Genomic DNA, 16,231 nt, shown 5'->3' on the forward strand with positions numbered 1-16,231 from the left:
TTTATTTTTGAAGATTGTTTGCAACATTATCGTCAGATGCGTCTTGAACATACTCATAGCTCATATCTGACACTGCAGGAGCGTCTGTTTTTGCATCTGTTTTTGTCTCTGCTTTTGCATCTGCAGATTTTTGTGCTGGTTCGGAATTTGTTTCATTCGATACAGCAAGTTTTTGTGCAGAGTTTGAAAGGAATTTTGTCAATAGCGAAACTAAGCTAACAATCGCTGCAGCAAAAATTGGAGCAACCCAGAATACCCACAATTGACTTAATGGCTTAACATCCAAATCATAAGAGTTTGCGAATATTGCAATACCTGTAGAGCGAGCAGGATTCAAGCCAGCTCCTGTGATCATGTATGTAATTAAAGTGCCAACTGCGTATGCAATACCGATATGTGTTGCATAACCGCATTTAGTGTTACCTTTATTGTCTGTGCTGCGCAATGCGGCGGCAACAATCAAAATAACAGCAATAACTTCAACTAATAATGCAGATACTATTCCGAAAGATAAATTCATTCCTTTTAATTTAGATGCGGAAATAGATCCTTTTCCAAACCCGTTTACTAATGGCATAAACCAATATTTTTTGTCAAAACCTGACATTTGATCAAATTGCGACGGATCGACGCCTGAATCCTGCTGAGGAATAGTAAGAAGAAATAGTTTTGCAGCTGCAATAGCACCAAAAATTTGTGCAACAATGTAGCACAATCCTGAAACATATGAAGTTCGTCCAGTAAGCATTGAAGCAATTGTTATAGCAGGATTAAGATGACCTCCAGAAACTTTAGACGCAATATGTGTTGCTGCAGCATAAGCGAGACCAGTGCCGACAGCAATCATGAAAACGTTGATTCCGGACATAAAAATATTTAGAGGATAAAAAGTGTAGATAACGAACATTACTAAAGCTGTAGCAATAAATTCGGTACCAATACGAACAATAAGCGGTGCAGCAGTTTTAGTTGTGTTGCACGTTGTATCTGTTGTTTTAATCATAACTTTCCTTAATTTTAGTTGTGCTGCTTCGTTAATGATTGCAACACAATGAAACCTAGGCTATACTATCACGGCTATGCCATACGGTAACATAGAAAAACGTGGTGTTTTTTGATTTATTACAAATTTAATAAATTGCCACATAAATTAGTAAGTTAATTAGTAATGAATTGCTTATATTGCGCATTCTTAAGTAAATTTTGGCGCAAGTATGTATGTAATTCTTTAGGTCACGTTGGGAGAACGATGCCAAACGCATATTCCCGCGCCAATCAGGCGCATTCAGATGACAACAACGCCATTCGACTGCAGAAGCTGCTTGCTGAAGCGGGATTTGGTTCAAGACGCAAGTGTGAAGAGATTATTCTTGACGGGCGTGTTGAAGTAGACGACGAATTGGTTACAACACTTGGTACTCGAGTAGATCCAAAACGTCAAAAAGTGCGCGTTGATGGATCTCGCGTAAAGTTCAATACAAAGCTCGTAACGCTCGCATTGCATAAGCCTAAGCGAGTTCTTAGCGCAATGGACGATCCAAAAGGTCGCTTTACTTTAAGAGATATTGTTGGAGACAAGTACGAGCGAATTTTCCACATGGGGCGCTTGGATTACGATTCTGAAGGTCTTATTTTAATGACCAACGATGGCGAGCTAAGCCAGCACGTAATGCACCCAAAGTATGAGGTTGAAAAAACTTATATTGCAACTGTTGAAGGCAAAATCAACGGTATGGTTTGCCGCCGCTTGGTTTCACAAGGCGTAAATCTTGAAGACGGTTGGATTAAGCTCGACCGTTGCGCAATAATCGACCAGAATCACGACACGACTATGGTAAAAGTTGTGTTGCATTCTGGCAAAAATCGTATTGTGCGAAGGATTTTTGGAGCCGTAGGATACCCTGTAAAGCGCCTTGTTCGTACGCAAATTGGTCCTATTAAATTGGGGGACTTAAAAGCTGGATCGTATCGCGTGCTTTCTCAAACAGAAGTGCGCTCGCTTTCTAAGGAGGTTGGCCTGTGATTTGTGTAGCAATTGATGGACCAGCAGGAGTAGGTAAATCTTCCACTTCTCGTGCTTTAGCACAATACTACGGTTTTGCATATTTGGATACGGGTGCAATGTATCGAGCTGCTGCTTGGTGGTGCTTAAAGCAAGGTATTGATTTAAGCACGCAGCTTGAATTGGATGAAGAAGGAAATCCTGTAAATCCAGCAGATACTGAACGCTTTAATCAAATTGTTGAAGCTGTTGGAGCCTTATTTACTGAAAGTGACGCTGACTTTAGCGTTGACCCTAAGAATCCTATAGTGACTGTTGAAGGTGAGGATATTAGCGAAGAATTGCGTTCCAGTGAAGTTTCTTCGCATGTGTCTACTGTATCTTCAATTCCTGCAGTTCGCCGTATGCTTATTGCTGCTCAGCGCGCGTATATTGCTTCAGAGTCAGCTGAAGATTCTTTCTCTAAAGGTGAGGGCATAGTTGCAGAAGGCCGCGATATTACTACTGTTGTAGCTCCTAACGCGCAAGTTCGAGTGCTTCTTACTGCACGCGAAGAAGTGCGTCAAGCTCGCAGAAACAAGCAGAATATTGCGCAAGAAAATTTGCAAAATAATGAATCTAAAAATAATGAATCTGAAGAAGACGATATTCGCGCTCGTGACGCTAAAGATTCTAAAGTTACGCATTTTCTTCAAGCAGCAGACGGCGTTACAACTCTCGATAATTCTGATTTAACTTTTGAGCAGACTCTCGACGCTCTTGTTGAAATGGTTGATGCTGCTATCGAGCAGGACGAGTACGACCGCTATGCAGCTAATCTTGAAGGCTACGATCTTGACGATGAAGACCGTGCGCTTCTTCGAGGTGACGAAGTAAATCAAGACGATACAAAAGACTCTAAAGCTGTTGGAGTAATCGCCATTATAGGCCGACCAAACGTTGGAAAATCAACGCTTGTAAATCGTATTTTGGGTCATCGTGTAGCTGTTGTAGAAGATACTCCAGGCGTTACGAGAGATCGCGTAAGCTACGATGCTGAGTGGGCTGGAACTAACTTTAAGCTGGTTGACACTGGCGGCTGGGAAGCAGACGTTGAAGGAATTGATTCTTCTATTGCTCAGCAAGCGCAAGTAGCAGTGCGTTTAAGTGATGCTGTGATTTTCCTAGTAGACGGTCAAGTTGGTTTAACAGCTACAGACGAGCGTATTGTTTCAATGCTTCGCGCTGCAGGTAAGCCTATTACTTTAGCAGTTAACAAGGTTGACGACGCTAGAAGCGAGTATTTGACTGCAGAGTTTTGGAAGCTCGGAATGGGTGAGCCTTACGGAATTTCTGCAATGCACGGCAGAGGCGTTGGAGATTTGCTTGACGCAGCTCTTAACTCTTTAAAGAAAGCGAATAAAACTTCAGGATTCTTAACTCCGCAAGGACTTCGCAGAATTGCTTTAGTTGGACGTCCAAACGTTGGTAAGTCTTCGCTTTTGAATCATTTAGCTCACGAAGAACGTTCTGTTGTAAACGATTTGGCTGGAACTACTCGCGATCCTGTTGATGAGGTTGTGCGAGTTGACGGAGAAGACTGGCTGTTTATTGACACTGCTGGTATTAAGCGCAGGCAGCATAAGCTTACGGGTGCTGAATACTATTCTTCACTTCGTACGCAAGCTGCGATTGAACGCTCGGAACTTGCTTTGATTCTTTTTGATTCTTCTCAGCCGATTGCAGAGCAGGATTTGAAAGTTATGAGCCAGGCTGTGGATGCAGGTCGAGCAATCGTACTTGTGTTTAACAAGTGGGATTTGATGGACGAATTTTCCAGGCAGCGCATGGAACGCTTGTGGAAAACTGAGTTTGAGCGCGTAACTTGGGCTGAGCGCGTAAATCTTTCCGCAAAAACAGGATGGCATACGAATCGTCTTGCGCGTGCTATGCGAACAGCTTTAGACAGCTGGGATAAGCGCATTCCTACAGGCAAGCTCAATGCTTTCTTAGGTCGTATTCAGTCTGCTCATCCGCATCCTTTGCGAGGCGGAAAGCAAGCGCGAATCTTATTTGCCACGCAAGCTTCTACGCGCCCACCGCGTTTCGTAATATTCACAACCGGCTTCTTAGAGCACGGATACCGTCGCTTTATTGAGCGATCGCTTCGAGAAGAATTTGGATTCGAGGGAACTCCTATTCAAATCTCCGTAAAAGTACGAGATAAGAAGAAGCGCAAGTAAAGCGCGAGTAAATAAATTTGCGATTAAAGTCACGAGTAAAGCTTAAGTAAAGTAGGAGCGTATATGGCTGGTTTGGGCGAGTTAGCTTTCGATTTGCATCATGCTAGCGAAGATGAGATTTTTCAAGAATTTGTTGATTGGGTTAAAGATAACAAACATGTAGATTTGTGGCCGCATCAAGAAGAATCTATTATGGATTTGCTTGCAGGAGACCACGTTATTTTAAACACTCCAACAGGTTCTGGAAAATCTCTAGTAGCGCTCGGCATGCATTTTGCTGCGCTCGCTACCGGCAGACGCTCCTACTATACTGCGCCAATTAAAGCTCTTGTATCCGAAAAATTCTTCGATTTAGTAGCTATTTTTGGGCGTGACAACGTTGGTATGATTACTGGCGACTCGCATATTAATGCTGATGCTCCAATAATCTGCTGTACTGCGGAAATCTTAGCAAATCAAGCTCTGCGTGAAGGTGCAAACGCTGAAGTTGATTGCGTTGCAATGGACGAATTCCACTACTATGGTGACCCAGAGCGCGGATGGGCTTGGCAGGTTCCGTTACTTACACTTCCAAATACGCAATTCTTACTTATGAGCGCAACTCTTGGAGATGTAATGGATATTGCGGAACGCTTAGAAAAATCAACAAAAAGAACTGTTGATATTATTGCAGACGCTCCAAGACCAATCCCACTCGAATACGAGTACACAGATAAGCCGCTTGCAACAACTGTAGAACTCTTATTTAACAAGGGTTTAACGCCAATCTACGTAGTTCATTTTTCGCAAGACGCAGCTCTCGAAACAGCGCAAGCGCTCGCTAGTACTGGAGTTTCAAGCAAAGAGCAGCGAGACAAAATAGCTCAAGCGATTAAAGGCACTAAATTTACTACAGGATTCGGCAAAATTTTGCAAAGACTATTGCGCACTGGTGTCGGCGTACATCATGCTGGCATGCTTCCGCGCTACCGTAGGCTCGTCGAACAGCTCGCACAGCAAGGACTGCTACCAGTTATTTGTGGCACAGACACTCTTGGTGTTGGTATTAATGTGCCAATTCATTCTGTTGTGCTTACAGCTCTTACAAAATTTGATGGGAATCGTAGCCGCAAGCTTCGCGCTCGTGAGTTTCATCAAATTGCAGGGCGTGCAGGCAGAATGGGATTTGATACTGAAGGCTTAGTAGTTGCAGAGGCTCCAGAGTTCGAGATTGAGAATGCGCGCGCTGTTGCAAAAGCCGGAAACGATCCTAAGAAGCTTAAAAAAGTTAAGCGTAAGAAGGCTCCAGAAGGCTTTGTAGTTTGGGGTGAGCCAACGTTTACTAAGCTTATTGAAAGCGCTCCAGAAACTTTGAATCCTCACATGGTTGTAACTCACTCAATGATTTTGAACGAAGTTACGCAAGGTGGAGATGCTAGAGCACGCGTTGAAAAACTTATTGAAGATAGCGCACAAAAGCCGCAAGATAAAGAAAAATTACTTGAGCGTTGCGACGATATTTTCCAAACTTTGCTCGATACTCAAGTTATTGAATGCAGAGAGCGCGCTGACGGTTCTTGTGATTATGATCTTGATGTTGCTATGCCAGAGGGTTTTGCTCTAGATCAGCCGCTTTCGCCATTCTTGCTTGCCGCTTTGGAACTTCTAGACCCAGAATCTCCAAGCTATGCACTTGACGTAATTTCTATGGTTGAAGCAACTTTAGATGACCCTAAGCCTGTTCTTCGCGCGCAAGAACGTAAGGCTCGCGATGCTGCGATGGCTGGTATGAAAGACGATGGCATTGACTACGAGGAGCGCATGGAACGCTTAGCTGAAGTTAGCTATCCTAAGCCTCTTGAAGATTTGCTAGCTCCTGCTTTTGCACAATATCGCAATGACGTTCCGTGGGCAAACGACTACTGGATTAAGCCAAAATCTGTGCTTCGAGACATGGTTGAAACTGCTTCCGATTTTACTGGATACATTTCTCGTTATGGCATTGCTAGAAGTGAGGGAACGCTTCTTCGTTATCTTTCGGACGCTTACCGTTCGCTTGCTCGCACTGTGCCGGAAGATATGCTTAACGAAGAATTGCGTGATATTATTTCGTGGCTTCGTCTTGTTGTGCGCTCTATTGATTCTAGTCTTGTCGACGAGTGGGAGAGTGCAGGCGGCTCGGATGCTGAAGCTAATGCTGTAACTATGGCTGCGCCTGGAACTTCTGAGTCTGTAGTTGAGGATCGCAGGGGACTTATTGTGTTGATTCGAAACGCAATGTTCCGTCGCGTGCAGCTTATGGATTTGGAAGATGCGGATACTTTAGGAGAGCTTGACAAGGCTTGGGGTTACGGAGTCCATGAGTGGAATGATGTGCTTGACGATTACTACGACGAGCACGAGTATGTTGGAATAGATGCCAAGGCTCGAAGCGGCGACTTGTTTATTTTGGATGATTCTCTTGAGAAGAGTGAACATTCGTGGAAAGTTCGGCAGATTATCGACGATTCAGACGGAGATCATAATTGGGCTATTACTGGCGTTGTTGATTTAGATACAACTCAAGACGAAGGTGAAGTTGTGTTCTTCGATTACCAAGTTTCACACGTGTGATTTTTAAAAATGTGTTAACAGAATGCAAAATGCAGAATGTAAAATACAGAATGCAATCGAACGTTTGTTCTATATGTAGTGTAAGCTGGTATTTATGGAGCAGGATTTATTTGCAGCAAGTAGCGCGCCGAGTGATGTGACTCGTCCGTTGGCAGTGCGTATGCGCCCGAGCAGTATTGAAGACGTGCTAGGGCAGTCGCATGCTCTAAAAGAAGGTTCGCCTTTGCGTAGGCTTGCAAATCCGCAATCTAAAGGTTCTCTTACTGCTCCAAGTTCTGTTGTGTTATTTGGCCCTCCTGGAGTTGGCAAAACAACGCTCGCTTATATTGTTGCTCGTCAGTCTGGTCGCGTGTTTGAAGAGCTTTCTGCTGTAACTTCTGGAGTTAAAGATGTTCGTGCGGTACTTGATCGCGCTCATGAGCGTTTAGTTAGCAATGGTCAAGAAACAGTTTTGTTTATTGACGAAGTTCACCGTTTTTCTAAATCTCAACAAGATGCTTTGCTTCCAAGCGTTGAAAATCGCGACGTAACTTTTATTGGAGCTACTACCGAAAACCCGAGCTTTTCAATCATTAAGCCGCTACTTAGCAGATCAGTAGTTGTTAAACTTGAGTCGCTTAGCGTTGAAGATTTGCATACGCTTATAGAACGTGCGCTAACTAGCGAAAACGGTCTTAATAATCAGCTTAAAATCGACGATGACGCTATTGATTCAATTATTCGCTTAAGTGGGGGAGATGCTCGTAAAACTCTCACCATTTTAGAGGCTGCTGCAGGAGCAGTAACAGGAGATGTTGCGCTGCAGCATGGCAAAAAGAAGCCTGTAATTACTGCTGATATTGTTTCTAACGTAATGGATACTACTACAGTTCGTTACGACAAAGATGGCGACGATCATTACGATGTGATTTCTGCTTTTATTAAGTCGATGCGCGGAAGTGATGTTGACGCTTCTTTGCATTATTTAGCGCGAATGCTTAGAGCTGGGGAAGACCCGCGTTTTATTGCAAGGCGAATTATGATTGCTGCTGCAGAAGAAGTTGGTATGGCAGCTCCGCAAATTTTGCAAGTAACTGTTGCTGCAGCTCAAGCTGTTGCTTTAATTGGAATGCCGGAAGCGCGCATTATTCTTTCTGAAGCTGTGATTGCTGTAGCAACTGCTCCTAAATCAAACGCAAGCTATAACGCTATTAATAAGGCTTTGCAAGACGTTGATGCTGGAAATATTGGTCAAGTGCCTCTTCATTTGCGCAACGCTCCGACTGCTTTGATGAAAAGTTGGGGAAACCATGACGGGTACAAGTATGCTCACGATTATCCGGGTGCTGTTGCATCGCAACAGTATATGCCAGATGAACTAGTTGGTCGCGAATACTATCAGCCGTCGAATCGCGGCTATGAGCATGAGCTAACTCAACGCTTATCTCAAATTCGTGCCATTCTTCACGAATCTAATGAAAGTAGAGATGCTGGGTATGAAAAAGAATAGCGATTTTCTGTATTATTTCGTATCAACCGTTGTGCTTATATGCTGGCTTACTGCTTGCGTTGTGTATACTCTTTTTGCTGCAGATACATTACAAAGCAACGGCTTTTCGCTAAAAAGTATTACCAGCAATAGCATAATAAGCACAATCACAAAACCAGATACTCGTAATGCAGATGACATTCTTTCTCAAGCTGGCAAAGAGTACAAGAATGTGCTTAAAACTTCTTCGTATGTTTCAAATAAATTCCCACAGGATTTCGAATATTATTATGATTTGTGGGATATTGACAACGATAATATTCCAGAAATGATTGTTATTGCGACAAATGAATATAATACTAACTCTAACAAGTATATTCATGTATTCTCATTTAAGAATGGCAAGTTGGTTAAATATCCAGAAATTATAGATAAGAATCTTGATAAAAATGAGTATACAGGGACAATATATTTTGATCCTCATCATAAAGGAATTGTAATTTTGCGTGCTATTGAAAAAAATGCGCCCGATGTTTTCCCGTGGAGTAAAACAATTTATAAGCTGAATGAAGGCAACTTTACTCATGCTCGGTCAATTGTTCACCATCCATTAGATAAAACTGATACATACGATTCAGTTCCTGGTACTGGTGAGATAAGTAAATTATTACATCCAACTTTTGTGCCGGTTGATGATTTTACTGATATTAATATGATGATTAATGCCAAAAACTTGACTCAAGCTCAGCATAAGCATAATGAGCTTGTTCAACTTTGGCGTGAAAAAGGTTATCAAGTATTTACTGGAACTGTAAAAATATTAAATGCTGATGAAGCATATGAGTTTCCTGGAACTACACCAAGTGATACTGGCAGTAAATATAGTGTTCGAGAGGAAAACAAAGATAATATTTATACAGTATTAGCATTCGATAGAAAGATGTCTGTTGGAGGATACTGTAATGGTATGGATTGTGGAGTAAGACAAACGCGCAACTCCATTAATAATATTTTAGTTACTATGAAGGTTTCTAAATCAAACGAAAGCAATATGTTTGAAAAATATAATAACAAAAAAATTACTATTGCTGCTAAAGCTGGAGATGATGGAACAAATTGGCTGGAACTGCCGGCAGGACAATCTACTGTTGATAGTGTGCATGTGATTGATGAGTAGAATATCACAATAAATATGCTCCACGATTCGCTTGGCTATCAGATTGATTATGAATAAGCTTAGAATCATGGAGCATTTTATTTGCGCGAATAAATTTCATTTTTAAATGAATATCATCTTCGCTTGATGCATGTAATGCAGTTTAGTCACGTTCAGGAAGCTTACTCCAGTCGAAAGGCTTTTCAACCAAGTAGTATGCAACACTATCGTCTGGAGCAGGCTTAAATGGAACAGCCTTGTGCTTAACTGTTGGCACGAACGGATTGTCTCCTATATCGCCTTTGTAAGGTTCAGCATCAACAGTCGTTTTAGAATACAGTTTCGGATTTCTGCGTAAAATAAACGGTCTTGTAGTATCCGGCTTCTTATTACCTTTTCCATCAAAATAGCCAGAAGATTCAATCTTATTAAGATTTGCATGAACTGGAACTACAAGGAAGAAGTCGCGCATCTTAAACGAAGAGTTTTTCCAATAGCCAGGAATCTTATCATGATCCCCATATTGTTTGATGTCTTCAGGAGGGTCAAACGCGTCAACCCATTTACCATTAACACACATACTGCCAATATTGTCATTAGCTGTTTCACCACAATACGGCAATCCCATTCCACGATAAAGTTCAAAAGCGCCAGTATCTCCAACAATCAAATGATTCTTCATCCAACTGTCTTTGTTCTTATTGTTATCCTTATAAAATACCAATCCGCCAATCTCATGAGCACCATTACCCAAAGTCAGATACTCATAAAATTTAGAATCATTAGGATACTTAGGATCGGTAGGAAGCTGCAAAAACATATCACTCGGATTATCTTTAGGATAATCATGTTTCTGAAGCTCAATGCAGTCGCCATCATTAGTACACCAAGTGCCAATAACAGGAGACGTCTTAGACGCATACATCATATCCTTGTAATCAGGATCATTTTCTGTCATCACATTTTTGGTTTCAGAAGCGTCAACACCGTAGTACAAGTCAACATGCCCACCTGAAAACTTTGTACCTAAAGCAGGCTTAGAAGAAATAATCTTACCAAGATTCTTTTCTGACGAGAAATGCGGGTGCAATGAAACATCTTTCAATCCTAAATCTCGCAACTTATTTACTGCTTCGTCTTTATCCATGCCGAACAAGTCAGCAGGAATACCTTTGTCTTTAACTCCAACAGCAATACGAATCACACCATCATCACTACTTCCGCTCGAAACTGGGAAGCCTGGCATAGGGTCAGTTGCAATAACCTTTCCAGTATTAGTAGAAATAATATTGTATGTTTCAACAGGAACACCCATAGATTCAGCTATCTTCTTAGCTTTTTCGAGAGGCTGACCTACTACACCCTTTTTAGGAATTCCAGGACCTTCAGATTCTATAACAGTAACATGCGATGAACTTTTCACACGTTGACCAGGACGAACATTAGTAAAACGAACAAAACCACCACGTTTAACAGAAGAAAACTCTTTAACAATAATAACCTTTACACCCTGCTTACGCAGATCGTCTACAGTTTTTTGCAATGGTGCGCTTTTTAATGCACTAGCTTTAGGAATAAGAACAGTATGACTATTTTGTGAAGGTAAATAAAATACCACAAACGCAACCGCAGCAGCAATAACAAGTACTACAGCAACAATTGAAGCAATCAGTAGTTTAAATCGCTTTGATTTAGTAGAAGATTTTTCGCTATTACTTTCTGCAGTATACCCAGGCTGAATATAAGCTTCTTTTTCAGGTGGCATATTATAATTTTCATTCGCAACATCCGAATAATTTGCAACAACATTGCCACATGAATCACAAAACTTACTATTCTGCTCTAGCTTACTTCCACAATTTTCACAAAATGCCATAATTCCCTCTCTTAACTATGCTCACACTTACCGAGTTTTTAACACAATAAATCTCTCTTAAGCGAAATTCTTACACTCGATTCTAGTTGAATAATGCGATAACGCGTAAAACTCCAGTTTGCATTTATTCTGTAATGATTTTTAACTCGTTGTAATTATAGTCATTGTAACTTGGTTCTTGCACAGGACATATTGTCACAGAGTGTTTAACAGCTATGGTTATTTTCTTGCCGACATAATCTTTGACTTCCTTAATCTTATTGCTAATAAAGAAGCGATTATAAACAAATGTGTCAGGAACTTTTGATCCATTACCATCGGCTACAACGGTTATTATTGTTTTGTAAGGCATATTTATTGTATAAATCAAATGTGCCATATCAAAATAGTAAGTATAATCATCTAAAATCGCGTTAGGCTGTGCAGTCCGTTTTACTTCGTCAATATTCATTTCTTGAACATTGCCGGTAAGAATGGTGTATCCATCATTGCGTAAATCTTGAATATACTGATTGTGCTTCTTCTCTTTTTCAGTAAGAGTCATATTATGAATGAGATCATCTACAGGCTTAAGATTTTTAACGTCAACAAATGTTGAATCAATGTCGCCGAACTTACTGTAATCTTCCTCATTGTCATTGGCACTTTTTACTAATTTGAATTTATGATCTTTTGCAAGTTTGTAAGTATTCCTATGAGCTTCAGTTCCTTCCATTGAGTGATATACAATTATGCCGTTGTGATTATGGTCGTATGTTAATGTTTGTCCAAATTCATTAGCGGTAGGCGGTTCTAAATCTTCTATTAACTGCGACTCAACAATTTTCTTACCATCAAAAGAAAATACTTTTGTAAAGCGCGGTTTACGCATATCGAAACCCACTTTTTTTCTTGCAGTCACAATAAGTTCTGGAATCTTATCATTATCAAAATCCCATAAATCGTAGTAATACCCGAAAGAATCTGGAACATTTTTGAACTTGTATTTTCCGTGAAGATTTTCAAGCACGTCTTTATAGGCACGACCTACCATAGCAAGAACATTATCTGGCTTATTTGGTTTTGTCTCAACTAGAGTGGTTGCAACATTGTTGTTCGCAAAATTTTTTAGCGAAAAGCCGTTGTTTTGTAAGGTATCTGCAGCAAAAAGAGTATACACAACGCAAGCAGTAAGCCAGCATATAAGCACAACGGTTGATACGCAATAATACAGAAAATCGCTATTCTTTTTCATACCCAGCATCTCTACTTTCGCAAAGTCGCAACTGTTTAATCATATTTTGGCAAAACCTACGTTTTATGAGTAAATCATTCACCGTAATTGGAAGAAACGTCTTTCATTAAGCCTGCCATGAGTGAGCCGTTGTCTATCTTGGAAAGATTATTAGCATTTCCAACAATCATAACGTCACCAGCAGTAGTTGGGAAAATCATTACAGAACATGGGTCACTAACGATAAAAATATGATTGTCGTCATTCATGTCGAATGGGTTGCCGTTTTTGTAAAGAATATTTTCTAATTTTTTATGATTTGCGTCAGCAGAAGGAAACTCATCAAGTACGCATGATGCGGCTTGTTGAAAATTGTCACCAGTTCCAACTTTTATAATCGCATTATCTCCTCCGAGAGCGTAGCTGCGTTTTATTGGTAAATGGCACTTTTCACTAATAGCGTTAAGATCTGGTTTTATATTAAGTAAGTGACGCACGCCACTAAAAGAAGGATTGTGCTGAACGCAATAGAACAAACCAGCTAATATGGCGACAACAACGAATCCCCAAAAATAGCTTTTCGCCTTACTCATAATAAACCTCCATCTCAAGCATGATACAAACCAAGCATCGCTGACTCAGTTTTCGAATAAATCAATCTCTCTTAAGCGAAATTCTTACACTCGATTCTAATTGCATGTAGTGATAAATATGCATGCGAAAATTATGCTGCATATTTGGCTTGATTGCGTAATTTATATAGCTTCTCATAAGCAAAATGGACCTCTCAAATTAGAGAAGCCCATTTGTGTACAGTTTTAACGGCGTGTGAATATAAATCGCTATTCGCGCACAAGCATAATGTGTTCAACGCTGTCTAATGGGGATACTCGGAACAAAACAAAACGATTGCCGATTACTTGCACGACTTCGGCACCGAGCTTTTGAGCAAGTGCATCAGCAGCTTCTTTAGCGCTTAATCCGGAACCATCTTGCACAGCACACTTCATTAGCTCGTGGTACTGCATGGTTTCGTCTGCTTGCTTCACAGCTGCATCAGTAATATCGTTCTTGCCAACGTATAAAAGTGGGCTAAGCGTATTAGCGAGCGCGCGAAGCTGCTTAATCTGCTTTTTTGTCAATGCCATAAGGCGTCCTTTCAAATGCAAGTTTTATAACGCAAATATTACCTAAATTACATAGTGCTTAACGGATTATACAGTATATTGCGAATTGTTGCATGTGATAATACAAATTTATTTATTGTGTATTTATTGCTCATTTATTGCTCATTTATTCCGTATTTATTGCGCGTGATGCAAAAGTGTGAAATATTTCAAAATTTTTATTACAAAGGTAGCATTTTGCACACAATAATCGCGCTTACAACGCAAAGAGTAACTACTAATAGCAGCACATCTTTTATACTCATTTTCCATGAGTGCAAGTGAGTTCTTTCAGCTCCAGGTGTGTAGCAGCGTGCATCTAATGCGAGCGCAAGAGTGTCAGCATGGCGAATTACTCCTGCAAAACCTGGCACTATTAAAGCTGTTATAGCGTGTACTCGTTGTTTAAAAGAACCATCTCGAATGCTACTTCCGCGAGCGATTTGCGCTAGTGCCACAGAGTGCGCTTCTGCGCTAAGTGTTGGCAAGAACCGTAGCGCTAGGCTCATAATAAGTGCTATTTCTTGCGTTGGTATTCCAATATGCCTAAGTGGTGATAGTAATCGTGTGCAAGATTCGCTAAGCGTTGTTTGACTCATTGTTAGTACTAGAACTGCTCCAATGATAATAACAAGCGAGAATCGCGTTGCAAAAAGTATTGCGTAATTAATTCCGTCAGTTGTAATAGGAATAGTTGCAATATTTGCTAGCACTGTGCCGGTTCGCACTGCCAGAATGTTAAGTAATCCCGAGAAAACAAATACTGCAATAATCATGTGCAGCGAAGAAATAAGCTTAACGAATGGTATTTTTGCAGCAACAGTTAGAGTAAATGTTACAAAAGCAAGAATAGCTAACTGTATGTAGTTAGTAATACTAAAAGCACTTAGCATAAGAATAAAGCATGATAGAAGCGTTGCGCGTGGGTCAAAAGATTTAAGTAGCGAAGTTGTTTTTGCTTTTGCGGAACTTTCTTTGTTTTTGTTATTTTCAGTATTTTTTGCTGTGTTGCTTTCTGTGTTGCTTTCTGTGTCGCATTCTTTATTATTTGCTTTATTGCTTGCTTTTAATGTTACTAATCTTGCGCCTAAATCTTCTGCTTCTTGAAGATTATGCGTAATAAGTATTATGGTTACGCCTTGATTGTGTAGCATTCCAAGAATTTCTCGAATACGCAACGCAGCTTCAAAATCTAATCCTGCTGTTGGCTCATCCAGTACTAGCACGCGTGGCTTGCAAGCTAAAACGCCAGCTATTGCAACAAGACGCTGCTGACCTCCAGAAAGTGCAAAAGGTGATTTTTCAGCCAAATTCTCAAGGTTCAATAAGCGTAGGGTTTCATCCACACGTTCTTTAAGAGCACTGCCTTTCAGCCCAAAATTTTTTGGCCCATAAGCAACATCATTTCGTACTGTATCAGCAAAAAGCTGTTGTTCTGGCAGTTGCATAACGTAGCCAATTGTTTGATGTAGTTTTTGTCGTATTATTTTAGATGTTTTACCTCTAACAGATATGCCATGCACTGTTATGTTTCCTGAATTGGCTTTTAGTAATCCACACATTGTTTTAGCAAGAGTTGATTTACCGCAGCCGTTTTCGCCCATTATTGCAACTGTTTCGCCGCTTTTAACAGTTAGTGAATAATCGTCAATAATGGCTGGTGAAGTTTTATCATATTTAACAGTTAGTCCGGAAATTTCTACAGCGATATCTGACTCATTTTCTTTGCATCTACTATCTGTTAAGTTTTTGCTTTCGCTAATTTTAGTTAAATGATTATTCGTCAACTTAATATTAGAAAAGTAAGTTTTTAAACCATTAAAGCTTACTTCTTTCAGGATGCCATTTTCTAGTAAAAGTATGCGATTTGCGCGTTTGCATTCCTCAAAATTGTGTGTAATTTGAACGATAGTAGTGCCATTTTTGTGCAAATTATCGAATAAAGCATCAACGTCTTTGCGTGCGAACGAGTCGAGCATAGAAGTAGGTTCGTCAAGAACAAGCAGTTTAGAATTCATAGCAATAGCACTTGCTAAAGCTACTCGTTGCTGCTGTCCGCCGCTCATAGTGCTAGGGTCAGCGTAACGCTTATCTTCCATATGAACAGTTTTTAAAGCTTCACTTATACGCTTATACATTGCTTTTTGAGGGAATTGCAAATTTTCTAGTCCAAAAGCAACATCTTCTTCAGTAATTGTTGTAATAATCTGATCTTCAGGACTTTGGAAAAGTGCGCCAATATATTTTCGCGCATTTTTATATGATTCAGCACAAGCAGTAGTATTTTCAAAAACTTTTTCGCCGCACAATGTAGCGTAACCGCTATCTGGTGCCGTTAAACCTGCAATAATTTTTGCCAAGGTTGACTTACCAGAACCGTTTAATCCTACAATTGCCACGCGCTCGCCAGCGTTAATTGTAAGACTTAAATTATTAAGCGTCCAAGTTTTTCCATCATCGTAGCTAAAGCAAATATTTCGCAACACTACTTGCGCATTGTTTTCAATCATGTGCTTTTTAGCTTCGTTCATGCTAC

At 40.4% G+C, this 16,231-nt stretch carries 11 protein-coding genes; 5 read left to right on the plus strand and 6 right to left on the minus strand.

Going from position 1 to position 16,231, the window contains the following annotated elements; genetic code table 11:
• Position 1: 1 nt before the first annotated feature.
• Positions 2-1,003: an MIP/aquaporin family protein gene (locus ACJV2T_RS05150; protein ID WP_419399341.1), complete on the minus strand. Its 1,002-nt coding sequence runs from the start codon at positions 1,001-1,003 to the stop codon at positions 2-4.
• Positions 1,004-1,249: 246 nt separating this feature from the next.
• On the opposite strand from ACJV2T_RS05150, the gene ACJV2T_RS05155 reads away from it, so the two are divergent.
• From ACJV2T_RS05155 to ACJV2T_RS05175, 5 genes are all read left to right on the plus strand, one after another.
• A complete protein-coding gene (locus tag ACJV2T_RS05155) occupies positions 1,250-2,023 on the plus strand; it encodes a pseudouridine synthase (protein ID WP_004106562.1) in 774 nt (257 codons plus the stop codon).
• Positions 2,020-4,224 (plus strand): bifunctional cytidylate kinase/GTPase Der, encoded by a 2,205-nt coding sequence (gene der / locus ACJV2T_RS05160; protein ID WP_419399342.1) that lies wholly within the window; start codon positions 2,020-2,022, stop codon positions 4,222-4,224. Before ACJV2T_RS05155 ends, der begins: the two co-directional genes overlap by 4 nt.
• A gap of 63 nt (positions 4,225-4,287) precedes the next feature.
• Positions 4,288-6,816, plus strand: coding sequence for a DEAD/DEAH box helicase (locus ACJV2T_RS05165; protein ID WP_419399343.1), 2,529 nt, complete (start codon positions 4,288-4,290; stop codon positions 6,814-6,816).
• Between the two features lie 94 nt (positions 6,817-6,910).
• Complete coding sequence (locus ACJV2T_RS05170) at positions 6,911-8,305, plus strand: replication-associated recombination protein A (protein WP_419399344.1); 1,395 nt, start codon at positions 6,911-6,913, stop codon at positions 8,303-8,305.
• Positions 8,292-9,461, plus strand: coding sequence for a hypothetical protein (locus ACJV2T_RS05175; protein WP_419399345.1), 1,170 nt, complete (start codon positions 8,292-8,294; stop codon positions 9,459-9,461). Before ACJV2T_RS05170 ends, ACJV2T_RS05175 begins: the two co-directional genes overlap by 14 nt.
• A 142-nt stretch (positions 9,462-9,603) precedes the next feature.
• On the opposite strand, the gene ACJV2T_RS05180 is transcribed toward ACJV2T_RS05175, so the two are convergent.
• The 5 genes from ACJV2T_RS05180 to ACJV2T_RS05200 all read right to left on the minus strand — a co-directional run bounded on the left by ACJV2T_RS05180 (position 9,604) and on the right by ACJV2T_RS05200 (position 16,226).
• Positions 9,604-11,316, minus strand: a complete 1,713-nt coding sequence (locus ACJV2T_RS05180; RefSeq protein WP_419399346.1) for a PASTA domain-containing protein — start codon at positions 11,314-11,316, stop codon at positions 9,604-9,606.
• 124 nt (positions 11,317-11,440) lie between these two features.
• The gene (locus ACJV2T_RS05185; protein ID WP_419399347.1) at positions 11,441-12,550 is read right to left on the minus strand and encodes a hypothetical protein; all 1,110 of its coding nucleotides are present in this window, start codon (positions 12,548-12,550) and stop codon (positions 11,441-11,443) included.
• A 74-nt stretch (positions 12,551-12,624) separates the two neighbouring features.
• On the minus strand, positions 12,625-13,122 hold the full coding sequence (locus tag ACJV2T_RS05190; RefSeq protein ID WP_415682955.1) for a hypothetical protein: 498 nt from the start codon (positions 13,120-13,122) through the stop codon (positions 12,625-12,627).
• 249 nt (positions 13,123-13,371) lie between these two features.
• Positions 13,372-13,677, minus strand: coding sequence for a YhbY family RNA-binding protein (locus tag ACJV2T_RS05195; protein ID WP_004108863.1), 306 nt, complete (start codon positions 13,675-13,677; stop codon positions 13,372-13,374).
• Positions 13,678-13,877: 200 nt separating this feature from the next.
• Positions 13,878-16,226 carry an energy-coupling factor transporter ATPase gene (locus tag ACJV2T_RS05200; RefSeq protein WP_419399352.1) on the minus strand — a complete coding sequence of 783 codons (2,349 nt, stop codon included), beginning with the start codon at positions 16,224-16,226 and terminating at the stop codon, positions 13,878-13,880.
• Positions 16,227-16,231 lie beyond the last annotated feature (5 nt).

It is taken from the genome of Gardnerella phocaeensis (assembly GCF_048545075.1).
Classification (GTDB): Bacteria; Actinomycetota; Actinomycetes; order Actinomycetales; family Bifidobacteriaceae; genus Bifidobacterium; species Bifidobacterium vaginale_J.